The following is a 25,214-nucleotide window of genomic DNA, read 5'->3' as shown; positions in this document are numbered from 1 at the left end:
CCCGATGGAGCACAGCTCCTGGCTGGCCCCTTGTACTTGATTTGCATGTGATTGCCGCGAAAGGCCCGGCTGTTTTACAGCGACTGCCGGCCCGCTTTCCAGTGGAAAAGAGCCTGACACCTAAAGGTTTCATCTTGCGCGGCCGAGATCCTATCAGAGCTGCCTGTCAATTGGCTCGCGCGGTATGCGACACGAAACGCCTGCCGCGGCACTTAGCCCTTGGTCGAGTGTGTCGCGATGGGCAAAGCATGCTTGGATGCGCCTGATAACAAGAAAAATGCGGGAGTACCTTTCATGAAGACCTTGAGGTCGATGTCGATCAGTCGACGCCTGTCGCTGATCCTGCTGGTGGCGATGGCCATGCTGGTGATCCTGGGCCTGCTGATGCTGCGCCAGCTTCATGGTGACCTGTACCTGGCCAAGGCGCAGAAGACCCAGCACGTGGTGCAGACTGCCGCCGGGGTGCTGTCCTATTACCAAGGCCTGGAAGCTGCTGGCACACTCAGTCGCGAGGCGGCCCAACAGCAAGCGCTGCAGGTGGTGCGGGGGCTGCGCTACGACAAGGACGACTATTTCTGGATCAACGATCTGGGGCCGAAGATGATCATGCATCCGGCCAACCCCAAGCTCGATGGCCAGGACCTTTCCGCCATCCGCGACCCCGACGGCTTTGCCGTGTTCAATGAGATGGTCGCCCTCGCCCGCAGCCAGGGCGCAGGCTCGGTCGACTACCGCTGGCCCAAACCCGGCGCCAGCGAGCCGGTGGCCAAGACCTCCTACATCCAACTGTTCAAGCCCTGGGGCTGGATCATCGGCTCAGGCGTCTATATCGACGACGTTCAGGCCGAGTTCGCCCGCCAGGTGCGCGATGCCTCCCTGCTCGGCCTGGGCATCGCCGTGCTGATGGCCCTGCTGGTGCTGTTGATCGCCCGCAGCATTGCTCGCCCGTTGCAGGACGCCGTGCAAGCCATGGGCAACATCGCCAGCGGTGAAAGCGACCTGACCCGGCGCCTGGATACCCATGGCCGTGACGAGCTCACGCACCTGGGCGAGCACTTCAATCGCTTCAACGGCAAGCTGCAGGGAGTGGTCGGCCAACTGCAAGGCGCTGCCCATGCGCTGGCCCAGTCCGCCAGCCACGTCGGCGACAACGCAGGCCAGGCCCAGGCGCGCAGCATCCAGCAGTCGCTGCAGATGGACCAGGTGGCCACGGCTGTCAACGAGGTCACCTACGCGGTTCAGGACGTGGCCAAGACCGCCGAACAAGCCGCCAACGAGATGCACGCAGCACAGGTGCAGGTCGATCATGGGCAGCAGGCCATCCATGGCAGCCTGCAGCAGATCGACCGGCTGTCCAGCACCATCGACCAGGCGGTGCAGGTGATCCGCGAGCTAGCGGGGCACAGCACGCGGATCGGCGGGGTGCTGGAAGTGATCCGCTCGATCGCCGAGCAGACCAACCTGCTCGCCCTCAATGCCGCCATCGAGGCCGCCCGTGCCGGTGAACAGGGCCGTGGCTTTGCCGTGGTCGCCGACGAAGTGCGGCTGCTGGCTCAGCGCACGGCCCAGTCGACCGCCGAGATCCAGACCATGATCGAGCACCTGCAAGGCCAGTCGGAAGCGGCCGTCAAGGCCATCGACACCAGCAGCGAGGCCTCGCGTCAGACCGTCCATCAAGCCCGCGAGGCAGGCACCAGCCTGGATGCCATCAGCCAGGCGCTGAACAACCTCACCGCGCTCAACGCGTCGATCGCCAGTGCCACCTTGCAGCAAGCCCACGTGGTCGAAGAGATCAATCGCAACGTCCTCGACACCGCCGGGCTGTCCCAGCAGACCGCCGAGGCGGCCCGCCAGTCCAGCGATGCGGGTGCCTCCCTGGCACGCCTGAGCGAGGACCTGGAACAGTTGCTGCGCCAGTTCAAGGTCTGACAGCTCAACGATTTGTTCACGGGTGACCCCGCTCCCACCGTAGGAGCGGGGCTGCCCGCGAACAGCCACTACAGCTTCCCCGCCCCACAGGCTACAATCGCGCCCTTCCCCACTCCCAAGGATCGCCGATGTCCGGCCTCGAACTCTTCGCCGCCGTGCTCGGCGTCATCGCCGTGTGGCTCACGGTCAAGCAGAATCCGTGGTGCTGGCCGATCGGCCTGGTAATGGTGCTGCTCTACAGCTGGATCTTCTACGAGGTGAAGCTGTATTCCGACATGCTCCTGCAAGTGGTCTATGCCGTGCTGCAGCTGTACGGCTGGTGGCAATGGACGCGCCCGGAGCGGGTCGAGGACGCCCGCCAGGTTTCCAGCCTCGCCCCAGGGCCTATGTTCACAGGGCTTGGAATCGGCCTGTTGGCAAGCCTGGGTCTGGGCGCAGCGATGGCGCACTGGACCGACGCCGCCCAGCCCTGGCTGGACGCCGCACTGACGGGTTTCAGTCTGGTGGCGCAGTGGTGGATGGCGCAGAAACGCCTGCAATGCTGGGCGCTGTGGGTGGTGCTGGACGTGATCTTCGTCGGCCTGTTCCTTTATAAGGACCTGTACCTGACCGCTGCGCTCTATGCCCTGTTCACCCTGATTGCCGTGCGCGGCTGGCTGGAATGGCGACGCGACCCGGCGCTGGTGGCGACATGAAGGTCCTGGTGCTATGCGGGCCGGAGTCCAGCGGCAAGAGCTGGCTCAGTGGTGAGATCCAGGCGCATTTCGGGGGGGTGGTCGTCAGCGAGTACGTGCGCCACTTCATCGATCAGCAACAGCGCGACACCTGTTACGCCGACATCCCCACCATCGCCCAGGGCCAACTGGCCTGGGAAGACCAGGCCCGTCAGTTGGCGCCGGAGCTGCTGATCCTCGACACCCACCTGCTCAGCAACATGCTGTGGAGCCATGCCCTGTTCGATGACTGTCCGTCCTGGCTGGAACAGGCCTTGCTTGCACGTCGGTACGACTTGCACTTGTTGCTCAGTCCCCAAGACGTCGGCTGGGTAGATGATGGCCAGCGCAGCCAGCCAGATCTGAACGATCGCCAACGGTTCTTCGACGACAGTCTGGCGTGGCTGGAACGCCATCGCCAACCGGTGCAGATCATTGGCGGAGAGTGGTCTCAACGAAGCACGGCAGCCCTGAATGCGGTTCAATGCCTGCTGGATGGAAAATCCCCCACTTGCCCCACCGAGTGTTAAGGGCCTGACACACCCTCGGGGGCGATAGCCCCTGGTTTCATGGGCTTTTCACCAGTTTTGGGGGTAGTGTCAAACACGTGAAACACTTGTGAAAAAAGCCTCTTCGAGCAACGCCGATGCAGGGTCAGGCCGCGCTCGACTGAAAATCCGTCTCACCCTTGATACAACAAAATCCAAACCCCCGTAGCTAGATTCTCCAACGCTTTGATTTAACGGGAAAATCAAAAAACGGCACACCTTCTGCTCTCATCAGGGCAACGCTGTCCAGGGCCAGCGCTCAAAAGAAGGAATTGCCATCGTGAGGAAATTCGATAAAGGCCTGATTCACCCCTTGCTGGTCGGTTGCGTACTCGGCTCATGCCTGAGCCTGCCGGTCCAGGCCGACAACGGCATCATCGTGATCACCCGCGATGTCCAGCCCCGCATGGCCATCCGTACCCCTGTCGCCCCAGACCCCAACCCCACCACCGCCAATGCCAACCCGTCTGCGCACATCCTGAGGCAGACCAACGAGCTCAGTGACGGCGACTTCGCCAGCATCACCAGCGGCACGGGCATTTCCTCGCTGGTCACCCAGCAGACCACCAACCTGGGCGGTGCCATCAGCAACCAGAACCAACTGCCCAACATGGCCGCTGGCCGTGGCACCGGTTCGGGCAACGGCATCTCCAACATGGTCAATTCAAGCGTCCAACGCGGCCTTGCGCCCCTGCAGATCCTGACCGGAGGCAAATGAGATGAGGCAGACGCTGTTAATCCTTACCGCGTTTTGCAGTGCATCGGCCTTGGCCCAACCTCCAGTGATCAACGACGCCAGCATCGACAATTCAGGCGCCCAATACCAAGGCAACTTCAGTCTCAACCAGGCGGCGGGCGACTTGCAGCAGCAAGCCAACGCAAGGGCCTTCGCCTATGGCCACGAGGCCAGCGCGAACACGCAGATCCGCCAACGCCTGCAGACGGTGGTTGACCCCAACATGGGGGCCCGCGCGAGCATCCAGGGCAACGCCTTCAGCCATGGCAGCGGTGCACTGGGCGTGAACCAGAGCGCAGGCGCCAGCTCGCAGCAAGCCAACGCACTGAGGATCAGCATCAGTGCACATCCGCAAGCCATCGACGACAGCGTCCTGCTACAGCAGAACGTTGCGTTGATCAACAGCTCCGATCCAACCGATGCCTCTCCCGGCTATCGCCAGGTCACCACCGGTGATCAGGCCTTCACCGGTAGCCGTGGGGTCATTCAGTTGAATCAGAGCGCCGGGGTGGGAAACCAGACGGCAAACACCCTGAGCGTCCGGGTCGCCAATTGACCCAAACAGGTGAGAACAACACTTAACCTAAAAAAGATGGAGAAACACCATGAAACCCTCGATGGCACTCAAGCCTCTGGTTTTCGCAATTGCTGCGGTCATGGCTGTTGCTGCACAAGCGGATCAGAACGATCGGCGTGGACATGGCCATAACGGCCACCACAATCCTCCACCAAAACCCATCTACACCAGCTCCACTGCCAATGCTGAAGATACGCAACGAAGTACCAATAACTTCATCCTCAATGAAGGCACCGTCAACGAAGCAGAAATGAGCAGCTCCGCCGGCGGCGCGAGCGGCAACGTCGGGATCAACGTAGCGGCCGGTAACGGCAACCAACAAGACAACGCGGCGGCCATTGCCAACACCGCGTCCGACAACTCCGCGCTCGACAACAGCTTCGTCTTCGGCGAATCCATGGCAACCGCCAGTGTCGATCAGCGCAGCAACAACAACGTGGTCAAGAACTGGTCCACTCAAAGCTCTGCCGTCATGAGCGGCTCGGCCGACGGCAGCAGCGGCAACGTGGGTATCAACATCGCTGGTGGCGACCTTAACCAGCAGAAAAATACCATGGCCATTGCCAACAACAGTGCGCCAATGGGTAACTCCACTGCCTCTGCCACCGCCAACCAGAACGGCCCAGGCCTGACCGTCATCAACAAGGCAGACCGCACCTATCGGGTGGATACGCTGACCTACACCACGTCGAAGAGCGGCTCGTCCTCCAGTAGTGGCACGTTCGACTCCAGCATCGACAAGAGCTCCAGCTCCAGCTTCAGCGAGTCTGGGTCCCACAGCAGCAGTGCCAGCGGCTCTCACAGCAGCAGTGCCAGCGGCTCGAGCAGCATGACCGCCAGTGGATCCCACAGCAGCAGCGCCAGCGGCTCGAACAACATGGCTGCCAACGGTTCCAACAGCTGGAATGCCAGTGGCTCGCACAACTCGAGTTCGAGCTCGTCATCGAGCGCTTCGTTGAACGCCTCGCTGGACGCTTCGGCCAGTGCCGATGCCACCACGACCAGCACGTTCGGCCCATTCGTGCGGACTCGTAGCGAAAGCTTCGATGGCTCGCTCAACGCCAACCTCGATGTGAACGTCGATACCTCGCGCGACCGGTCGCATGAGTCGTCGTTCGACAAGGCCTTCGATTCGTCGTTCGACAAGTCGTTCAGCTCCTCGTATGACCGCACCCGCGACTCCTCTTACGAGAAAGCTCGCGACTCTTCGTATGACAAGTCGCGCGAGTCGGCATGGGAGAAAGCGAACGCCTCGGCCTACGAGAAAGCTGGCGAGAAAGCCTCGCAATCTTCGGACACCATCTCGAAGAGCTACAGCGAGTCTAGCGAGTACGCACTGAGCAACACCGTGTCGTTCCAAGTGCTGACCCCGACCGGCTGGGCCAACCCTGTGACCAACACCGCAACCCTCAGTGGTTCGGTCAATGGCGGCAGCGGCAACCTGGGCGTCAACGTGGCAGCAGGTGTGGGCAACCAGCAAAGCAACTCGCTGGCCATCTCCAACACCTCGATGTAACTGCGACCTGGAGGCCCCCTGCGGGGGGCCTCTTTCTCAACAGAAATGCAAGGGGGCGTGGGACATGCGTATTTTCGCCTTGGCGTTGTTGCTGTGCGTGACCAGCGTGGGCGAAGCCGCCCAGATGCCGCTGTCGGTCCTGCCAGGCGGCGCGGTCATCTACAAACCCATTCAAAGCATTCGCGAACGCAAGTTCGCCGACCTGGTGCAGCAGAAGACCGACTTCAGTTGCGGCGCCGCGGCGCTGGCGACCATCCTGCGTCAGGCCTACTGGCTGGACGTCGACGAACAACAGATCATCGAAGGCATGCTCGCCCATGCTGACCAGGACCTGGTCCGGGTGCAGGGCTTCTCGATGCTCGACATGAAACGCTACGTGGAAAGCCTCGGCATGCGCGCCCGTGGCTATCGGGTGGCCCCCGATACCCTGCACAGCATCCGCATTCCAGTGGTCGTACTGATGGACATTCGCGGCTACAAGCACTTCGTGGTCATGCAGAGGGTCGACAGAGGCTGGGTCTACATCGGTGACCCGGTGCTGGGCCACAAGCGCTTCAAGGTCGAAGATTTCCTCAAGGGCTGGAACGGCATCATCTTCGCCGTCATCGGCCAAGGCTACGACAAGAACAACATCCTGCTCGACCCGCCGCTGCCGCTGAGCGCCAAGAACCGCATCAGCAACTTCACCCCTGTGCAGGACGCCGAGTTGATGGACTTTGGCTTCATCCAAAGCGACTTCTTCTAAATAAGAATGGGCACGACGCTCCAGGAGCTCCCATGAAGACTTCAACCTGGCTGGCCGCCATTTGCCTGGCCGCCGCCCTGCCGACCCACGCCGAGACATTCAAACCCATCGAGCTCAAGGATCAGGAGCTGGCCAACCTGCGAGGCCGCTATGTGATGCCGGGGCGGATCGTCAGCTTCGGCATCGTCATGACCAGCACCTGGCAAAACGCCAACGGCGAGGTGATCGGCGCGACGTCCGCGATGCAGATCCAGCAATCGACCATCAAACCGCAGTTCTACGTGTCGCTGATCAACGAGAAAGGCACCGGCACCTCCCAGCCCAAGAGCGGCACCGGCACGGTCACCGGTGGCAGCGGCCTCAATACCACCGAAGGCGTGACCCAGGTGGTGCGGGCCGCCGGTGACTTCAACACTGCCCACAACAATGTCGCCATCAACGTGACCAAGGGCGACAAAGCCCCAAGCGGTACACCCCTGGGGCAGGCGCTGGCCAACGGCTCCACGCTGGTCGGCAGCAACGGCGCGGGGGCGCTGAAAGTTTCCTCCTCCGGCACCGGCGTGCAGATGAACATCGTCGCCAACAACAACCAGGGCAACACCTTCCAACGCATTGGCCAGGGCGGCCTGATGCAGAACACCACCTTGCTCGGCTCCAGCAACCGCGTGAGCAACCTGACCTCGTTCAATGTCGTGCTGCGAGAGGCACCTGCGGCCGGATCGATGAACGTCAATCTGGACCAGCTTAAAGGTCTCCGTGGTCTTGGATACTGATCTACGCTCAGTCTCATCGAAAGCAGTCAGAAGGGACGGCTAACCCATGCACCGTTTGTTGACGCTAAGAGCTATCGTTTGTTTGAGTACCCTGACCCCGGCCACTCTGCTACAGGCAGCAACCGATCCTCAGGTCGAAGCACTGAAACAGGAGCTGATGGCGCTCAAGGAGCGCTACGAAGCACAACAGAACGCATTGATGGTGCTGGAACAACGGCTGCGCCAGGTCGAGGAGGCACCTGCGGCCCCGGCTCCGCGGCGCCTGACCAAATCGCCCGCCGAGGGCGTCAAGGGCAGCCAGACCGTGGCCTCCGGCGCCCCGGGCACCACCGGAAGCTCCTATGGGCAATCGCTGCAGGACAACTCCGAACCTGCCCAGAGCGTTTCCAACCTGTATGACGAGGCCAGCGGTTTCTTTGGCGGCGGCAAGTTCAGCTTCGAGACCGGCATCACCTATACCCACTACGATACGCGGGCCCTGACCCTCAATGGGTTCCTGGCGCTGGACTCGATCTTTCTCGGCAACATCAACATCGACCGCATCAAGGCGGACAACTGGACTCTGGACCTGACCGGCCGCTACAACCTGGACCAACGCTGGCAGTTCGATATAAACGTCCCGATCGTCTATCGCGAGTCCACCTACTCCTCCGGTGGCGCAGGCGGCGCGGCCGGCGTCACCTCGGACGACTCGGTCACCCGCGACCCGACCATCGGCGACGTCAACTTCGGGATCGCCTACAAGTTCCTCGACGAGTCGGAAACCTGGCCAGATGCCGTCGCCACACTGCGGGTGAAGGCTCCGACCGGCAAAGACCCCTACGGCATCAAGCTGATCCAGAGCCCCGGCAACGACAACCTGGCGGTGCCCGAAGACCTGCCCACCGGCAACGGTGTCTGGTCGATCTCGCCCGGCCTCTCGCTGGTCAAGACCTTCGACCCGGCGGTGCTGTTCGCCAGCTTGCAGTACACCTACAACATGCAGGACTCGTTCAGCGACATCAGCCCGCAGGTCGGCAGCAAGGTCAAGGGTGATGTGAAGCTCGGGGATTCGTGGCAGATCGGCGGCGGTATCGCCTTTGCCTTGAACGAAAAGATGAGTATGTCGTTCTCGTTCACCGACCAGTTTTCCAGCAAAAGCAAGATCAAGCCCGATGGTGGCGATTGGCAGTCGATCTCCAACAGCGACTACAACGCAGCGAACTTCAACATCGGCATGACTTTCGCGGCCACCAACAACCTGACCATTGTCCCGAACCTTGCCATTGGTCTGACCGACGACGCACCGGACTTCTCGTTTAGTCTTAAGTTTCCCTATTACTTCTGATGAAAAACGGGGTGCCCTGCACCCCAACGTTGTCGTTTATGCAAACTTTGGTAATGAGTCTGCAGGCCGCGCTGCCCCTTGCACCCTGTCCGCAAGCCCCGCCCAGCGCCGAACGCCTGTTATCATGGAGCACACTTGAGTGACTGTTTCATGACAAGAAGGAAGTCTTTGTGAAGAACATACTCGGTCATCCCCGTGCCCGACTGCTCGCCTTGGCAGTCCTGGTGCTGGCGATCCCACTGGGTACAAGGGCCTTGCTCGGCTGGTCCAATCCCTTCGGCTACCTGTCCGATATCGCGGTCGGTAGCCTGTTGGTGCTGCTTCTGCACCGTCGTGCCTGGTGGCTGGCGCTGCCTGTACTATTGGCCTGGGGCGCTTTGCTGGTGGCTTCGGCAGAGCTGGTGAGCGCAGTCGGTCGACTGCCCAACAGCGCCGACCTCACCTACTTGTTCGATCCGCAATTCATGGAAAACTCCACCGGTGGTGCCCTGGCCCACGCTTGGCTACCCTGGCTGCTGGTCGCCGGGCTGCTGGCCTGGTTGATCACTGCCTGGCGCAACCGCGGGCAACGCGCTGCTCCCCTGCCGCGCAAGACCTGGGCAATCCCTCTGGTGTTGCTGGGCGTGCATTGGGCCTGCCAGCACCTGATCCCCTCCGACGCCGACCAATGGCGTCAGTACAACCTTCCCCACCAGTTGCTCGCCGCCGCGGTGGGCAATGTACAGCGCGCAACGTCCAGCGTTCTGGGCAACGAGCAACCCGTGCCCGTCCTGCCCATCGCCGGCCTGACCCAGTCGGACCTCAACGGGCGCAAGCTTCTCGATGCGCCGGGCAAGGCCCGAAACGTGCTGGTGATTGCCCTGGAAGGCATCCCTGGCGCCTACGTGCGCGCCAACCGCCAAGCACTGCACAGCCATTTCGACGAAGAGCTCATGCCCAATCTCAGCCGCTGGGCCGAGCGCGGCATGAACACCCCCGACTATGTGCTGCATACCCACCAGACCATCCGCGGCCTGTACGCCTTGCTCTGCGGTGACTACGACAAGCTCGCCAACGGCACGCCCAAGGGCATGGAACTGCTGACCCAGGACCTGCGCAACCAGGCCTGTCTGCCGGCGCAGCTGCGCCAGGCCGGTTTCAGCACCCATTACCTGCAAGGTGCCGGCCTGCGCTTCATGGCCAAGGACCGGATCATGCCGCACATCGGCTTCACGTCGGTACATGGCCAGGAGTGGTTCACCAACAAGAACTACCTGCATTTCCCTTGGGGCAAGGACGACCGCGCCTTCTTCGAAGGTGCCCAGAAGTACGTGACCAAGCTGCGCAAGCAAAAGCAGCCCTGGATGCTCACCCTGCTGACCGTCGGCACCCATCAGCCCTATTCGGCGCCAGAGCGCTACCTGCAGCGCTACGACACCGCCAAGCAAGCGGCAGTGGCCTACCTGGATGATGCCCTGGGCGCCTTCCTCGACAACCTAGAGCGCCAAGGTGTGCTCAAGGACACCCTGGTGGTCATCACGTCGGATGAGTCCCACGGTATCGACGGCGTACGCCTGGCTTCCTCATGGGGCTTCAACCTCACCCTCGCGCCGGAACAGGCCCAGTTGCCGCGTCTCAAACAAGGCACCTACGGCCATGTTGACCTGGCCACCTCCCTGCTCGACTACTTCGCCTTGCCCATCCCCGCTGCCCTGAGCGGGCGCTCGCTGTTCCGCGACTATGACACCGGGCGCGAGATGATTTCCTACACCAACGGCATCCTGCGCTATCACGACGGTCATGGCACCCTGACCGAATGCGACTTCCAGGAGCGCTGCCGTCGCTACGCAAGCCAGGGTTTCATTGCCGACCATGCCCAGTACCTGGGCCGAGGCAATGAGATCACCGGCCAGCAGCTCACCGCCCTGGCCAGCACACTGGATCAGTCGCTACTGCAAACCCCGCTCAATCTGCGTTACCAATTTGGTGGCCCGGCAGCCATTACTTTGCACAAGCGCATCCGCGATGACTGGGCCGACAACCTCATCGGTGCCCAATACCTGGAAATGCCTCAGGGCTCCCATACCCGGGTGCGGGTGAAGGTGCGCTCCCTCGATCCGAAGCACGATGCCTATATCCAGCTCAAGGCCAAAGAGTTCGAGCAGGATGTGCCGTTAGGTTTGCCAGAGGAAATCATCGTCACCGCCGATCAACCCCTGGAGCTGGAATTCGGCTTCGACAACCCGTCGGTGCGCAAGGCGTTTTCATTCCACCTGCTGGGTTATGGCGGGGGCAAGGTAGAAGTCAGTGATTTCAGCGTGATCACCGGCTTCGCTGGAGGCGGCTGAATCACCTCAGGGACGCTCCCACCACTTCAGGGGGAGCACTTGCATATCGTGTTGGGGCTGCTGGGCAGCCCCTTTTTTCATCAGGCGATTGCCGAATCCACCAACACCTGCGCCTCCTGCACCAGGCGCTGAAGGTGCGCTTCATCGATGAAGCTCTCGGCGTAGATCTTGTAGATGTCCTCGGTACCAGACGGTCGCGCTGCGAACCAACCGTTGGCAGTCATCACCTTCAGACCGCCAATGGCCTGGCCATTGCCTGGGGCGTGGCTGAGGATCTGCTCGATCGGCTCGCCGGCAAGCTCGGTGGACGTCACCTGCTCCGGCGCCAGTTTGCTCAGCAGCGCCTTCTGCCGGGCATCGGCCTTGGCCTCCACACGGGTCGCGTACGGTTTGCCCAGGGCCTCGGTCAGGTCGGTATAGGCCTGGCTTGGGTTACGGCCAGTGCGGGCGGTCATTTCTGCGGCCAGTAGCGCCGGAATCAGACCGTCCTTGTCAGTGGCCCAGACCGTGCCGTCCTTACGAAGGAACGAAGCACCGGCACTTTCCTCGCCACCAAAGCCCAACGAGCCATCGAACAGCCCCTGGGCAAAGAACTTGAAGCCTACTGGCACTTCGTACAGACCGCGGCCCAGGCGGGCAGTCACGCGGTCGATCAAGCCGCTGCTGACCACGGTCTTGCCCACCGCCGCGTCACTGCGCCACTGTGGGCGATGACGGAACAGATAATCGATGGCCACGGCCAGGTAGTTGTTCGGTTGCAGCAAGCCATCGGGCGTGACGATGCCGTGGCGGTCGTGGTCGGGGTCGCAGGCGAAGGCCACGTCGAAGCGCTCGCGCAGACCAATCAGGCCCTGCATGGCATGGGGCGAGGATGGGTCCATGCGGATCTGGCCATCCCAGTCGACGGTCATGAAGCGGAACGTCGGATCGACCTCGGTGTTGACCACTTCCAGGTCCAGGCGGTAGTGCTCGGCGATCGCCTGCCAGTAGCGCACCCCCGCCCCGCCCAATGGGTCGACACCCAGGCGCAGCTTGGCGTTGCGGATGACGTCGAAGTCGATGACGTTCTCAAGATCGGCCACATAGCGGCCTACATAGTCGTAGCGCTGGGTGGTGGCGGCTTGCAGGGCCTGGGCATGGCCCAAGCGCTTGACGCCAGCAAGACCTGCGGCCAGTAGCTCGTTGGCCTTGGCCTCGATCCACTTGGTCACGTCGCTGTCGGCCGGGCCCCCATTGGGTGGGTTGTACTTGAAACCGCCACTTTGCGGCGGGTTGTGCGACGGCGTGATGACCACACCATCGGCGAGCCCCTGCTGGCGGCCACGGTTATGGCAGAGAATGGCGTGGGACACAGCCGGGGTCGGTGTGTACTCATCGTCCTTGGACAGCATCACCTGCACGCCATTGGCGGCGAGCACCTCCAAGGCGCTGGCTGCGGCCGGTGCCGACAGCGCATGGGTATCGGCGCCGACGAACAGCGGGCCATCGATGCCTTTTTCCTGGCGATAGAGGCAGATGGCCTGGGTGATCGCCAACACGTGATCTTCGTTGAAGCTCAGCTCCAGCGACGTGCCCCGGTGCCCCGAAGTGCCGAAGGCCACACGCTGGGCCGCCACTGCCGCATCAGGACGGCCGGTGTAGTAGGCGGTGAGCAGGCGGGGAATATCGACCAGCACGCTGGCCGGAGCCGGCTTGCCTGCCAAAGGACTGAGCGTCATGCAAGAACCTCGAGATCAACAGGATGTTGGTGTTGGAACACGCAGTGTACTGGGAGTTGCAACGCCGTGCGATGGGGCCTGCGCGGATTATTCGCTACCTGTCTGCCACCAGGAAGGGAACATCTGCTGCACCCGTGGCTCGGCGAAACGCTCGTCGATCAACAGCAACACGCCACGGTCCTGATCGCCGCGGATGACCCGGCCTGCGGCCTGGATCACCTTGCGCACGCCAGGGTAGAGATAGGCGTAGTCGAAGCCCGCGCCAAACTGACGCCCCAGACGCTGCTTGAACTGCTCGTTGACCGGGTTGACCTGGGGCAACCCCAGGGTGGCGACGAACGCGCCAATCAAGCGGCTGCCCGGCAGATCCACACCTTCGCCGAACGCACCGCCCAACACCGCGAAGCCGACCCCTTTGCCGTCGGGCACGAAACGGCCCAGAAACGCCTCGCGCGCACCTTCATCCATCCCCGGCGCCTGCTCCCACCGAGGGATAGCCGGATAACGCTCGGCCAGCAGCATCGCCACCTGGCCGAGGTATTCGAAGCTGCTGAAGAACGCCAGGTAGTTGCCTGGCTGGCGTCGATACTGCTCGGCGATCAACTCGACGATCGGCGCCAGCGAGGCATGACGTTCCCGATAACGGGTGGAAACCTCGCTGACGATGCGTACCGCCAGTTGCTCAGCGCGAAACGGTGCCGCCACTTCCAGCCAGGCCGTGTCGCTCGGCATGCCCAGGAGGTCGGCATAGTAATGCCGTGGGCTCAGGGTGGCAGAGAACAGCGTGACGCTGCGCGCTGCCTGCATGCGCGGGCCCAGCAACCGCGCCGGCACTACGTTGCGCAGGCACAAGGTGGCCAGACGACGCTTACGCGGCCCCGTGCGCTGGGTCACATCGAAGATGAAGTGCTCATCGAACAGTTCAGCGACCCGAGTGAACTGCAGGGCCTGGAAAAAGAACTGCAACAGCGCAGGGTTCACCTCACCAGGTGCCTGTTCCAAGCGCTCCTGGATCAGGCCGACGCACTGCGCAAGGGCCCGCAGGAACTCTTGAGGCAGGCGATCGAGCGTCTGGTAAGGGGCTTGCTGCGTCTTGTACAAAGCATTCCACTGCCGGTTCAAACGCTCAAGGGCACTGCCCACGCCCGGGGGTTTGCTCTGGCGCAGGCTGGCCAACTGGCCTTGGTCCAGGCTTGCGCTGTACATCCCCCGCCCCCGCTCGACCAGGTTGTGCGCCTCATCCACCAGTACCGCCACACGCCACTGGTTGGCCTGGGCCAGGGCATACAGCAGGGCATGGGCATCGAAGTAATAGTTGTAGTCGGCCACCAGCACATCGGCCCAACGCGCCATCTCCTGCCCCAGGTAGTAAGGACAGATTTGGTGGGCCAGGGCCACCTCGCGAAGGCCAACCTTGTCGAGCAGTGGTCGGCGCGCCGCCTCCTCGCGCGCGGCGTGCAGGCGATCATAGAAGCCCCGGGCCAACGGGCAGGACTCGCCATGACAGGCGCTGTCGGGGTGTTCGCAGGCCTTGTCCCGAGCGATCAACTCAAGGGTGCGCAAGGCCGGTTGCGGCGTGACATCGGTGATCTGACGCAAGGCGTCCAGCGCCAGGGCCCGGCCTGGGGTCTTGGCGGTCAGGAAGAACACTTTGTCCAGTTGCTGGGGTGCCATGGCCTTGAGCAACGGGAACAAGGTTCCCAGAGTCTTGCCGATGCCGGTGCTGGCCTGGGCCATCAGGCAACGGCCGGTGCTCACCGCCTTGTACAGCGTCTCGGCCAACTGGCGCTGGCCCTGGCGAAATTGCGGGTAGGGAAACCCCAAGGCCTGAAGAGCCCGGTCACGTTCGGCCAAGCGCTGCTGCTGGAACTGGGCCCAGGCGAGAAAGCGCTGGCACTGGGCCTCGAAAAAGCGTTGCAGGTCAGCGGCGCTGTGCCGTTCGCTGATCAGGGTCTGGCGGTCGCTGTCCACGTCCAGGTAGACCAACGCGACTTCGATCGTTTCCAGCGCCCGGGCGTGGCACAGCAGCCAGGCATAGACCTTGGCCTGCGCCCAGTGCAACTGACGATGGTTGGTCGGCTGGCGGGCCAGGTCGCCTCGATGGGTCTTGATCTCTTCCAGGCGATTGCGCACCGGGTCGTATCCGTCGGCGCGGCCACGCACGCGCAAGCCTTGGTATTGCCCCTCCAGCGCTACCTCCGCCTCGTAGCCTGCGTCCCGCCGCGCCACGACCCGACGATGCCCCGCGATACCTTCCTGGGCCGTGGGCGATGGCGTGAAACGCAGGTCCAGATCGCCCACCTTGGCGCTGAACTCGCACAGTGCCCGGACTGCCACGGTGTAGGTCATGCCGGCGTCTCGGCCCAGCGTACATGGCACACCGCAACGGGCAGGCCGTGCTCGCGGCAAAAGTCGAGCCAGCGCAATTGATTGTCCTGCAACCGATCCCCAGGCCCCTTGACCTCGACCATGCGGTAACGGCCCTCGGCCGGCCAGAACTGAATCAGGTCAGGCATGCCCGCGCGATTACTGCGAATGTCCTGCAAGAGGCGTACGAAACAGTGCTTGAGGTCAGCCGCAGGTATACACGCCAGGGCCTGTTCGAGCAGTTCGGGGGTGAGCATCGGCCAGAACACGAACGGCGATTGCAGCCCTTGTTTGGCCGCGAAACAGTCCTGCATAGCCTGGCGGTAGCTGCCATCGTCGAGCCGACTCAGGCACGCTTGGAACAAAGCCGCGCGCCGTTGCTGGAAGTCGCCGTCGTGCAGGTCTTGGGGCCCTGCCTGGAATGGGTGGAAGAAAGCGCCAGGCACCGGCGCGAAGATCGCGTCCCAGCACAGCAGGCCGAAGAGGCTGTTGAACAGGGTGTTTTCGACGTAATGGCAGGTGCTTGAACCCTCGGCCAGGTGCAGCCGGACCGCCTCTTCGACACCATGGGCGGAAAGTGCCACCGGTAGCTGCAGCTCGATCAGTACCAGATCCGTAGGGCGGCGGCGAGCTTGCGGCGGCCCGCCGAGCTTGCGTGCCAGACGTGGGAGCATACGCGCCAGGGCTTGTTGTTCCTGGGCATTGGCAGGCGAGGCGGCCAATTCCTGTGCCATTGCCTGCGCCCGCTCCCATTGCTCGCTGCGCTCCAGTACCCGCACCTGGCGCACACGCGCCTCGGGGTGATCGCTGCGAGCATAGACCGCCAGGGCCTGGTCCCACTCCCCCCGGCGCTCGCACTGTTGGCCGATGCCGTACATCAACCGCCCCCGTCGCCGTAGCAACCACGGGTTATCGCTGTGCAGGCCCTCCAGTGTCGCCAGCAACGAATCGGCGTCCTCCCCTTGCTCCAGCCGGTCGGCACATTGGTGCAACGCCATGGCCAGGTCGACCTCCGTGCGCTGGCGCAAGGCCCGCGAATCAGCGCACAGCGGCACCTGTTCATAACGCAGCAAACCCAGGTCGGCCAGCACGAACTCCGACCAGTCCTGATACAGGTTGCCGAAAAACAACAAGCGCAAGCGGTCACACAACGGCTGCAGGCGCCAATGGAGGATACGTATCGGAGAGTGCGCAAACCACTCAGCCAGCGTTCGGGGCGTAAGCGCGAGGGGCTGCAATTGCGCGAGCAGTTCGCCCTTGGCTGCCCGGGGCCTGCTCAGCTCTGCCGCAAAGCACTGGGCCAACTCCTGTTTGCGCAGTACATCGAATAATTGCTCCAGGGTCAGGACGGCATCGTCGCTGACCCACCCCAACGCCAGCAGCGGCTGGAGCGCCAAGGTGCTATCACCAATTTCGGCGTAGTCGAGCCTGTCACTGCGAAACAACTCGCCCTTGCGCATGACCATCCGCACCAGCAAGGCCTGGGCAGGCTCGGGCAACTGCTCGAACGCTTGCAGGAAGCCTTGCTCGGCCTCATCGAGCAGGTCGGCATAGCGCTGCTCGACCCAGGCCAGGACCTGCCTGAAGTTATGCAGGTAATAAAGAGGGTCGTCGACGGAATGGGCAATCACGGTGCGCGTTCAGGTGAGGGAACAGGCACTGGTTATACATACAGATTACGCGCACTGGCAAGTGCTACAGGTCGCCTCGCTGGCGAACGCGGTAGCACCCGCTGGCAAAGCGCCGCTCAGGGCCGGTGCATCAGATAGGCTTCACCGCTCACGCGGATCATCGGGTGAGGCACGATAGTGCAGGTTTTGACAATCTTGAACCCGTGCCGCTCGTAAAAGCGCCGGGCACCCGTGTTCGCGGCATAGTCGATCAAGCTCAGGCCTTTGAGCCCCAGTCGATCAGCGCGTTGTTGTGCCTGCTCAAGGAACCGTACGCCCAGCCCCCGGTTACGCCAGCCTTCATGAAGCGCCAGGCTCGAAATATAGAGGGTGTCGGGGACTTCCATATCGGCATAAGGCGCCAAGACAGGGTCGGTCGCCGGCGCTGGGTCTGGATCGTGATACATCGGATAGCTGTGCATCATGCCGATGACCTGCCCTTCGGCTTCAGCAATAAGGCAGTTCTGGTAGGAGAAATCTACGTTATCGCGGGCATAGCGGACAGTGCCGACATCGAGTAAGTCCTGACCCGGTTCTGCCAACTGGCTCCAGATATAATCGGCCACCCCTTCGGAAGTTATTTGGAACAACCGGGCAATGTCACGCGCATCCGAGCTGCGACCCGGACGAAATTCGACGGCCATATGGACGACTCCAGGGAAAGTGTCGCTCCTTATAGCGTGTAGAAAAGCATGTTTCAACAGGGCCAGCAAAAACACATACCGGCATTATTAATCGACATGAAAGCGCGTCGTACAAGGGTATTTATATGTCGTACCCGGACAATAAAACATGCTTAACTTACGCCGTTCACCTTCAAAGTTGGAAGCTCCATAATCCTTGGCAAAAAGGTACAAAGGGCGTATTCGTTCAACGACCGATAAACACCCTTCCCAACCGACGCAACGCCTGTTCCAGGCCATCCCACGACTCAGCGCACCAGGCCAATAGCACATGCTGCGGGAAACTGCCCTTGAGCCCGAACGACTCTCCGGGAACGACGGACAAGGGGCTCCCTGCCACTGCTGCCAAGAGGGCTTCGGTATCGATCGGCTGGTTCAGCCGTGCCCAGATCCCCCGCCCTCCGTCAGGTCTGGTGAACGCCAGGTGCGTGCCCAGGCGCAGTTCGACCCGACCGCAGAGGTATTCCATGCGGGCCTGAAGATCGAAGCGCAAGCTGGACAGACTGTCGTCGACCTCCCCCTTGGTGAGGGTTTGCGCCACCGCTTGCTGACGCAGTGGTGGCAGCAAAAAGCCGCGCCGGGCAATGGCTTCGTCGACGCCGGGTTGGCGACACAGCAAGTAGGCGTAAGGCGCTTCGGCGCCCAGCGTGGCCTCCAGCGAGCCCAGTACCAGCAGACGACTGGCGTCGACGTCATCACGTAGCCGCGACGCAGGGGGGCCTGCGAAGCAGTGGTCGCTGTCCAGATCGTTCTCCAGTAACAGCGTAGGATGCTCGGCGAGCAGGCGAACTAGCTGCCGCTGATCCTGCACAGGCGTCAGACGCCCCAGAGGTGTGGACAGGCAGGAAGGCATCACGACCAGCTGTACCGGCTCCTGTTCCAGCACACGTGTGAACACGCCGATATCCAGCCCTCCATGAGCAGCCAGCGGCGCTTCGAGCACACGCATGCCGGCCTTCTGCAAACCATGCAGCAATCGCCAGCAGCAGGGTGTTGCCACCACCGCCGTCGCCCCTTGCAGATGCAGGGCAAGCAACAGGGTTTCAAGCAAGGCTTGCACATCCGTGGCCAAGTGGACGTGGCGGGCATTCCAGCAATGGCCAGAGGTGCGGGTGTAGCGGGCGGCCAACACGCTACGCAACAACGCGCCGCTGCCCAGGCGCCACGTCGCCTGCCCGCCCTGACGCGCGAGGCGCCGTTCATGAGCGAGCAAGGTACGTTCCAGTGTCCGAGGCGATGGCATTGGCAGGGGGAATACCGGAAGCGCCAGGGCAGTCTCCGCACTTGGCGAGTCCACCTCTCGCTCGGCGAGATTCACGAAGTACCCGGACTTGGGTACCGAGCGAACCCGGCCTTGACGCTCCAACAGGCTATAGGCGCACTGCACGGTCGCCAGCGAAACCCGAAGGCGTCGGGCCAGGTCTCGCAAGGACGGCAAACGCCCCTGCTCTGCGTAATCGGCCTGAGCAATCAGGGCGTCCAGATACCGATATACGCCCTGATAGGCGAACTCCCCACGCGCCGAACGCCCCATCAGAGTGCCGCCTGGCGTACGATCGCAGGCGCAGTGTCCAGAGGCGACAACCATCGTAGCGCCGCATCCCGCCGCGTCAGATTCACCAGCACACGCCATGCCGATGGCTCGAGGCGACCGGCGTAGACCGCCTGCAACTGTGCCAGGCTCAGGCCGCTGACTTCCACCAGCCAGTGCTTGATGGTCTCGGGGCAAGGTTTGCCCTGCAATGCCGTGTGCAGATACGGCAAGGCCACACGCATGCGCGGATGGTAGGCGTGCACGAAGTCCGCAAGCTTTTTGCCTTGGCCGTTGAAGGGGGCGGACAGCAGGCATACCAGTTGGGTTTCGTCGAGCCCCAGCGCCTGCAGGAATGACGCCCTGTCTTGTTGCTGTACCCGCAGCCACCAGCTCGCCCGTGCATCCTTCTGGGACAGGTGCCACTCTTGCCATCGGGTCTGTCGCGCCAGCAGATGTGCATGCAAGCCCTCCAGATTCTCCACCACGCTGGACGCCGTCCAGGCGCTCAACGGCGTATCGGGTTCGCCGAGCGCTTTTTGCGGGCCCAACATCGCATCCAGGTGATGCGCCTCGTTCAAGGGACAAAGCAAGTCGTCCACCGCCAACATCTGGAGCGGCAATTCACGGGCCATTGCCGTCGGCATATCCAGACACCGGCCCAAGGGTGCTCCGACCCGCATATGCAAGCGACTCAACCCGTCGGTCAACACCGCAGCACATTGATGCACATCGCCAAGCCCCTGGAACTCCCCGGCCAAACGCAGCAGACGCCGCCCCCAGGCCATGACACGTCTGCGCTCACGATCTGGCAGGGCCGTGACCAACGCGCTGGCACCGCCGCTCTGGTCCAGCGCCCCGTGCAACGCTGCGGCCAGTTGCAGATGCAGACGGCAGCCCAGCAGGGCCTTGGGTGTCGCCTCGGTCAGGTGCCCGAACATCAGCAATGCCTGCCGCGCTCCCGCCCAGGGCTGCATGGCTTGTGCCTGGCAAGCCCTGAACGGCACCACCTTGTCGTCCTCCAGCATGAGCAGCTCTACCCGAGGGTCGTCCTGCATGAACAACGCGCCGAAGAGGCGCTCATGACTCAGCAGCATCTGTGGATCGGGCGTGGGCAAGCAGCTCACGATCACCCGCAACCGGAAGGTCTGGCCGCCACGCAGGGCTAGGCGCAATTGGGCTGCGCGCAGACTGGCCAGCAGGTGCGCGCTGCGACGGTCGCCGCCTTGCACCAGCAGTAACTGCAACTCACCGATGTACTGCTCCCCGCCAGCGGCGATCGTCAAACGCTGGATCAACAATTGCAGCGAGGCCTGTTGCCCGCGGGACATCTGATTGCACACACGGTCCAGTACCTGTTGGTAGATGGACTGCATGGCTTGGTCATGAAGACTGCTCATCGGAACACTCCCTGTTCTTCGTTGCGGTGTTTCAACGTAAAGGGCGGAACAAAAAAATGACTCACTTCAACTTTGCAGAACTTTCCTACAAAGTTTTGGGAAGTACAAAAGTGCACCACCCAGTCAAATTCATTCCGCGCACTGGCGTACACACGCCATAGCCTCCCCAAGCCCATCCATTGCTCCTAGAAAACATCCGTACAAGGCCATTATCGAAGGTTGCATTACGAATAAAAGATACAGATCCGGGTAAAAAAACCATTCAGCCCCGTCCGCTTTAACCATTAAATATCAGGACGCGCTCGAATGCGCGCGGACAAGTGCTTCATTTATTAACTGTCAACTTTTATTTGTAAGATTAACTTTTATCCAATGTAGGATTTATCTCTAGGTAGAGCCAAATAAAAAGCCCGGACCAAAGGCCCGGGCTTTTTATTCGCACATGACAGGTTGGCATTAACCCATCGTCAAGACGATCCGCCCTCCACAGGGGCATTCATCCATCTCGCGGTGTGCTTCGACCACATGGGTGAAGGGATAGATCTTGCTGATCTGGGGTGTCAGCAACTGATCGGCCGTGAACTGGTTGATGTCACGCAGCGCGCGATGCAAGGCAACCTGGTCCTGGGCGATGCCCAACTCCGGCTTGCCGGTGAAATTGCCGATGCAGTGCACGTAGAACTGAATGTTCTTTTGAAACGCCGCACAAGCCGGGAATGGCGTCTGGTTTCCGCCCTGCAGACCGTACAGCACCAGGCTGCCGCGCGGTGCCAGGACATCGCCCAGCAGCGACATCTGCGGCCCGCCCATGCCATCCAGGACCATGTCGACGCCGCGGCCATCGGTGTACTTGGCCACCTGCATGACCAGGTCCTGCTCTTCGGTGACAATCACTTTTTCGGCGCCAAGGCTCAGCAGGTACTCGCGCTGCTCAGGGTCCTTGGTGGCGGCAAACACCTTCAAACCCAGTGCTTTACCCAGTTGCACGAAGGCAGGCCCTGCGCAATGGCTCGCGTCAGTGACCAATGCAGTCTGGCCGGCCTTCGCACGGGCCAGGTCGACATAGGCAAAGTAGGCGATCAGAAGCGGCGTGTAATGCACACTGGCTTCGATCGGCGTCAGGATGTCTGGGTAGCGGGTGATGGCGGTGCGTGGCAGGACGATGACATCGCCATAGACCGGGTGTTCGTTGGCGCTGGTGGCCGGGAAGCTGGCTACTCGATCGCCCACGGCGATGTCCTCGACGCCCTCGCCGACCGCTGTCACTACCCCGGCCATTTCATGGCCGATGCCCGCTGGCAGGCGGGCCTGGGATGGTGCCAGGTTCTGCCGCCAGAGCACGTCGTACCAACTGACGCCAATAGCCTCGACGCGGATCTGCACCTCGCCCATCGCAGGGGACGGCTCGGTCTGCTCTTCGCAGCGCAGAACGTCGGCGGCGCCGAACTTGTGGAAACGAATCATGCGGGACATCACATACCTCGCCTTCGTGAATCTCGTATTACCACGGACTTTATCCGGGCTTTTGCCGTTAGACCATCAGTGGCTATTAATAGTTGACATGCCTGTCATCGATTGGGCTCCTGGCAAATCCGTGCATTGGCCCCCGGAAATCGGTGCAGGGTACCAGCCTTTGGCCTTAAGATTCATCCCTGACCTACTTTAGGCCGAGCACTTCGATGAACCGTAACGACCTGCGCCGCGTAGACCTCAACCTGCTGATCGTGTTCGAGACGCTCATGCACGAACGCAGCGTGACCCGTGCCGCCGAGAAGCTGTTCCTCGGCCAGCCGGCGATCAGCGCCGCCCTGTCGCGCCTGCGCACCCTCTTCGATGACCCGCTGTTCGTGCGCACCGGGCGCAGCATGGAGCCCTCGGCTCGGGCTCATGAGATCTTCGCCCTGCTCTCACCGGCGCTGGATTCGATCTCCACGGCCGTCAGCCGCGCCGCCGACTTCGACCCGGCCACCAGCACCTCGGTGTTTCGCATCGGCCTCTCCGACGACGCCGAATTCGCCCTGCTGCCGCTGTTGCTCAAGCGGATACGCGCCGAAGCGCCGGGCATCGTGCTGGTGGTGCGTCGGGTCAACTACCTGCTGATGCCCACCTTGCTCGCCTCCGGTGAGATCTCGGTGGGCGTGAGCTACACCAATGAACTGCCAGCCAACGCCAAGCGCAAGATCCTGCGCCGCAGCCAACCCAAGTTGCTGCGCGCCGACAGCATGCCGGGCAGCCTGAGCCTCGACGATTTCTGCGCACGACCCCATGCCCTGGTGTCGTTCGCAGGCGATCTGTCCGGATTCATCGACGAAGCCCTCGACCAGATCGGCCGCAAACGTCATGTGGTCCTGGCCGTACCCCAGTTCAACGGCCTGGGCAGCCTGCTGGCCGGCACCGATATCGTCGCCACGGTACCCGACTACACCGCCGACGCCCTGACCGCCGCCGGCGGCCTGCGCGCCGAAGACCTGCCCCTGGACGTGCGCACCTTCGAGCTGCACATGGCCTGGCGCGGCGCACAGGACAACGACCCGGCCGAGCGGTGGTTGAGGTCGCGGATACAGATGTTCTTCGGGGATCCCGATAGTCTCTGACCGAGTTCCACTAAGCGCCACAAATCCTTTAAATACATGGAGTTAGAAAGATTATTCGTCCATGGCCATCCGTCAGAATCCACTCAATTCCAGCTTGACTGGGGGTATCTTGGGGGGACATCAAGCCAAAATTAAAAAAGATACCCCCACACCATGTCCCCCGAAAAACCGCCTCCTTTCCGCCCAAAGCTGAGCGATGCTTTCATCCGTTCGCTGACCACGTCAGGCAAGTACGCTGATGGCGACGTACCGGGTCTGTATCTACAGGTGCGTGCCTCGCTCAAGCCCGGCAAATCACCCTCCCGGCACTGGCGACTGAAGTACCGTCTTCGTGGCAAGGAAAACGTGTTCGTGATCGGCAGGTATCCGGATGTGGGCTTGAAGGAAGCCCGTGAGCTCGCCCGGGCAGCGCGCAATAGCGTGGCCAATCACATCGACCCACTCAAAGCAAAAAAAGCCAAGATCGAGGCGCAATGGCTCAACGAGGCGCGTACATTCGCCTACGTCGCCGAAGAGTGGATGAATTTCAAATCTCCGGATTTGGTCAGCAAATCCATTGCAGGGTTTCGCGGTGCACTGCGAAATCACATCTTGCCGGCCATCGGCGAAAAGCCTGTCACCGAGATCAGACTCGAACACATCACTTCGATCATCAGTACGCTGCGCCGTGCTCGGACGATGGCCATGGCCAAGCGCGTTCGCACCATCATTCGCGCCGTGCTCGGCTTCGCTGAAGGCAGGGGCTGGGTGGAGCGTAACGTGGCTCTGAGCAACACCGAGGAGCTCAAAATCCGCCACGTGGTCACCAGCAATCCAGCGATCGAACGACCGGCCGACTTGGGTCAGTTCCTGTTGCGCCTGGATGAGCTCGACGCGAGCAGCGTGACCACCGCAATGCGCCTGCTGGTGATGCTGCCAGTGCGCCCGGGCGAACTGGTGAAAATGCGCTGGGAGGATGTTGATCTGATCAGCGCCGACTGGCGTTACGTGGTCAGTAAAACTCGCCACCTGGACAAGAGCAAACACATCGTACCGCTGCCTGAGCAGGCACTCGTGCTTCTACGTGAACTGTACAAACGCCGGGTGGTGGATGAGGCCGGCAACGGTTGGGTGTTCGTCTCGCCGATCTATCCTGGCCGCCCCATCGACGCCACCTCTCTGGCCAAGTCCTACCAGCGAATCTGGCCGGAATACGCCATTACTGCCCATGGCTTTCGCGCCACCTACCGCACCATTGCCCACGAGCATTTAGGTATCGATCCGATTGTATTGGAGTTGTCGTTATCGCATCGCATGCCAGGCGCACTGGGTGCCGTGTATGCCCGCGCGCAATTGCTGCCGCAGCGCCGAGAGGCAGCACAGCAGTGGGCCGATTACCTCGACCGGCTTCGCAACAACGCCAAACATGCGTCTGAATAGTTACCAAGAAAGCACACATCATAGTTGCACTCCCCCACCTTCACGATCACAACAACTGCCTTATCAGGATGAGCAAACTGAATCTCGTGAGTATGGCGGAGTATTCGGGATTCGAACTTAGATACCCCAGCCAAAGTCCTGACAACAAAGCCATATAAATCAATAATATATAAACTCCAGTTCGAATGTAGCGTAGTCATTCGAAGTGTGTTTCCACCCCCGACCACCGGCATCCAAAACCCGACGCCCGGGCGCTCTAGAACGGCATATTTGGGGTAGCTTAAATGTTGCCGCAGTCTTCTAGCTTCCGCCCAGTTCCGCCTGTTTCCAGGCTACGAGTGGGGGACCAAATGGGGGACCGGATTCAAAGATCGGAGGTCAACACCATGCCCAAGCTCACCGCGAAATTGATAGAAAACCTCAAGGATTATGGCAAGTACGATGATGGCGATGGCCTGCGCCTTGTCATTCGAAAGTCTGGAAAAGCGTGGGTGCTGCGCTACCAGCTTGCAGGCAAGCGCAAGGAAATCTGAATCGCCCCTGGTTTCGTAGACACCTCCAAGCCTCATAATGAGGCCCAAATAGGAGGTGCCATGAGTCGTCAGCGTTACCCCGAAGAATTCAAGATCGAAGCGGTCAAG

At 61.8% G+C, this 25,214-nt stretch carries 20 protein-coding genes; 13 read left to right on the top strand and 7 right to left on the bottom strand.

Annotation, left to right across the window (positions count from 1 at the left end):
• Nucleotides 1–294: 294 nt before the first annotated feature.
• The 10 genes from ACNFCH_RS16615 to ACNFCH_RS16570 all read left to right on the top strand — a co-directional run bounded on the left by ACNFCH_RS16615 (nt 295) and on the right by ACNFCH_RS16570 (nt 11,191).
• The gene (locus tag ACNFCH_RS16615) at nt 295–1,929 is read left to right on the top strand and encodes a methyl-accepting chemotaxis protein (protein WP_416743137.1); all 1,635 of its coding nucleotides are present in this window, start codon (nt 295–297) and stop codon (nt 1,927–1,929) included.
• Between the two features lie 128 nt (nt 1,930–2,057).
• Nucleotides 2,058–2,624, top strand: coding sequence for a nicotinamide riboside transporter PnuC (pnuC, locus tag ACNFCH_RS16610; protein WP_337159510.1), 567 nt, complete (start codon nt 2,058–2,060; stop codon nt 2,622–2,624).
• Nucleotides 2,621–3,172 (top strand): AAA family ATPase, encoded by a 552-nt coding sequence (locus tag ACNFCH_RS16605; RefSeq protein ID WP_416743136.1) that lies wholly within the window; start codon nt 2,621–2,623, stop codon nt 3,170–3,172. Before pnuC ends, ACNFCH_RS16605 begins: the two co-directional genes overlap by 4 nt.
• A 298-nt stretch (nt 3,173–3,470) precedes the next feature.
• The gene (locus tag ACNFCH_RS16600; protein WP_337159512.1) at nt 3,471–3,908 is read left to right on the top strand and encodes a hypothetical protein; all 438 of its coding nucleotides are present in this window, start codon (nt 3,471–3,473) and stop codon (nt 3,906–3,908) included.
• Between the two features lies 1 nt (nt 3,909).
• Entirely contained in the window at nt 3,910–4,482 is a 573-nt protein-coding gene (locus ACNFCH_RS16595; RefSeq protein WP_337159513.1) for an adhesin, read from the top strand.
• Nucleotides 4,483–4,531: 49 nt separating this feature from the next.
• The gene (locus ACNFCH_RS16590; protein ID WP_337159514.1) at nt 4,532–6,019 is read left to right on the top strand and encodes a heme utilization protein; all 1,488 of its coding nucleotides are present in this window, start codon (nt 4,532–4,534) and stop codon (nt 6,017–6,019) included.
• A gap of 64 nt (nt 6,020–6,083) precedes the next feature.
• A complete protein-coding gene (locus ACNFCH_RS16585) occupies nt 6,084–6,764 on the top strand; it encodes a C39 family peptidase (RefSeq protein ID WP_337159515.1) in 681 nt (226 codons plus the stop codon).
• Between the two features lie 32 nt (nt 6,765–6,796).
• Nucleotides 6,797–7,537, top strand: coding sequence for a hypothetical protein (locus ACNFCH_RS16580; RefSeq protein ID WP_196161894.1), 741 nt, complete (start codon nt 6,797–6,799; stop codon nt 7,535–7,537).
• Nucleotides 7,538–7,583: 46 nt separating this feature from the next.
• Complete coding sequence (locus ACNFCH_RS16575) at nt 7,584–8,864, top strand: hypothetical protein (RefSeq protein WP_337159516.1); 1,281 nt, start codon at nt 7,584–7,586, stop codon at nt 8,862–8,864.
• A 170-nt stretch (nt 8,865–9,034) separates the two neighbouring features.
• A complete protein-coding gene (locus ACNFCH_RS16570; RefSeq protein WP_337159517.1) occupies nt 9,035–11,191 on the top strand; it encodes an LTA synthase family protein in 2,157 nt (718 codons plus the stop codon).
• An 80-nt stretch (nt 11,192–11,271) separates the two neighbouring features.
• Here ACNFCH_RS16570 and pgm read toward each other — a convergent pair whose 3' ends face one another.
• From pgm to ACNFCH_RS16535, 7 genes are all read right to left on the bottom strand, one after another.
• The gene (pgm, locus tag ACNFCH_RS16565; protein WP_416743134.1) at nt 11,272–12,909 is read right to left on the bottom strand and encodes a phosphoglucomutase (alpha-D-glucose-1,6-bisphosphate-dependent); all 1,638 of its coding nucleotides are present in this window, start codon (nt 12,907–12,909) and stop codon (nt 11,272–11,274) included.
• 87 nt (nt 12,910–12,996) lie between these two features.
• The gene (locus tag ACNFCH_RS16560) at nt 12,997–15,258 is read right to left on the bottom strand and encodes a helicase C-terminal domain-containing protein (RefSeq protein ID WP_416743133.1); all 2,262 of its coding nucleotides are present in this window, start codon (nt 15,256–15,258) and stop codon (nt 12,997–12,999) included.
• Complete coding sequence (locus tag ACNFCH_RS16555; RefSeq protein ID WP_416743132.1) at nt 15,255–16,907, bottom strand: VRR-NUC domain-containing protein; 1,653 nt, start codon at nt 16,905–16,907, stop codon at nt 15,255–15,257. Before ACNFCH_RS16555 ends, ACNFCH_RS16560 begins: the two co-directional genes overlap by 4 nt.
• 116 nt (nt 16,908–17,023) lie before the next feature.
• Nucleotides 17,024–17,590 (bottom strand): GNAT family N-acetyltransferase, encoded by a 567-nt coding sequence (locus ACNFCH_RS16550; protein ID WP_337159521.1) that lies wholly within the window; start codon nt 17,588–17,590, stop codon nt 17,024–17,026.
• 226 nt (nt 17,591–17,816) lie between these two features.
• Nucleotides 17,817–19,163, bottom strand: coding sequence for an aminotransferase class I/II-fold pyridoxal phosphate-dependent enzyme (locus ACNFCH_RS16545; protein ID WP_416743131.1), 1,347 nt, complete (start codon nt 19,161–19,163; stop codon nt 17,817–17,819).
• Nucleotides 19,163–20,560, bottom strand: coding sequence for a hypothetical protein (locus ACNFCH_RS16540; protein ID WP_416743130.1), 1,398 nt, complete (start codon nt 20,558–20,560; stop codon nt 19,163–19,165). Before ACNFCH_RS16540 ends, ACNFCH_RS16545 begins: the two co-directional genes overlap by 1 nt.
• A 456-nt stretch (nt 20,561–21,016) precedes the next feature.
• The gene (locus ACNFCH_RS16535; protein WP_416743129.1) at nt 21,017–22,033 is read right to left on the bottom strand and encodes a zinc-dependent alcohol dehydrogenase family protein; all 1,017 of its coding nucleotides are present in this window, start codon (nt 22,031–22,033) and stop codon (nt 21,017–21,019) included.
• Nucleotides 22,034–22,239: 206 nt separating this feature from the next.
• On the opposite strand from ACNFCH_RS16535, the gene ACNFCH_RS16530 reads away from it, so the two are divergent.
• The 3 genes from ACNFCH_RS16530 (at nt 22,240) to ACNFCH_RS16520 (ending at nt 25,106) form a co-directional block, all read left to right on the top strand.
• The gene (locus tag ACNFCH_RS16530; RefSeq protein WP_230387622.1) at nt 22,240–23,154 is read left to right on the top strand and encodes a LysR family transcriptional regulator; all 915 of its coding nucleotides are present in this window, start codon (nt 22,240–22,242) and stop codon (nt 23,152–23,154) included.
• Between the two features lie 153 nt (nt 23,155–23,307).
• On the top strand, nt 23,308–24,573 hold the full coding sequence (locus tag ACNFCH_RS16525; protein ID WP_085705764.1) for a tyrosine-type recombinase/integrase: 1,266 nt from the start codon (nt 23,308–23,310) through the stop codon (nt 24,571–24,573).
• A gap of 386 nt (nt 24,574–24,959) precedes the next feature.
• A complete protein-coding gene (locus ACNFCH_RS16520) occupies nt 24,960–25,106 on the top strand; it encodes an Arm DNA-binding domain-containing protein (RefSeq protein ID WP_416743128.1) in 147 nt (48 codons plus the stop codon).
• The last annotated feature ends 108 nt before the right edge of the window (nt 25,107–25,214 follow it).

The sequence above is a fragment of the Pseudomonas sp. NY15354 genome (genome assembly GCF_048068075.1).
Classification (GTDB): Bacteria; Pseudomonadota; Gammaproteobacteria; order Pseudomonadales; family Pseudomonadaceae; genus Aquipseudomonas; species Aquipseudomonas guariconensis_C.
Note: the sequence above shows the minus strand (reverse complement) of the source record. Positions and strands in the feature narration are given on the sequence as shown.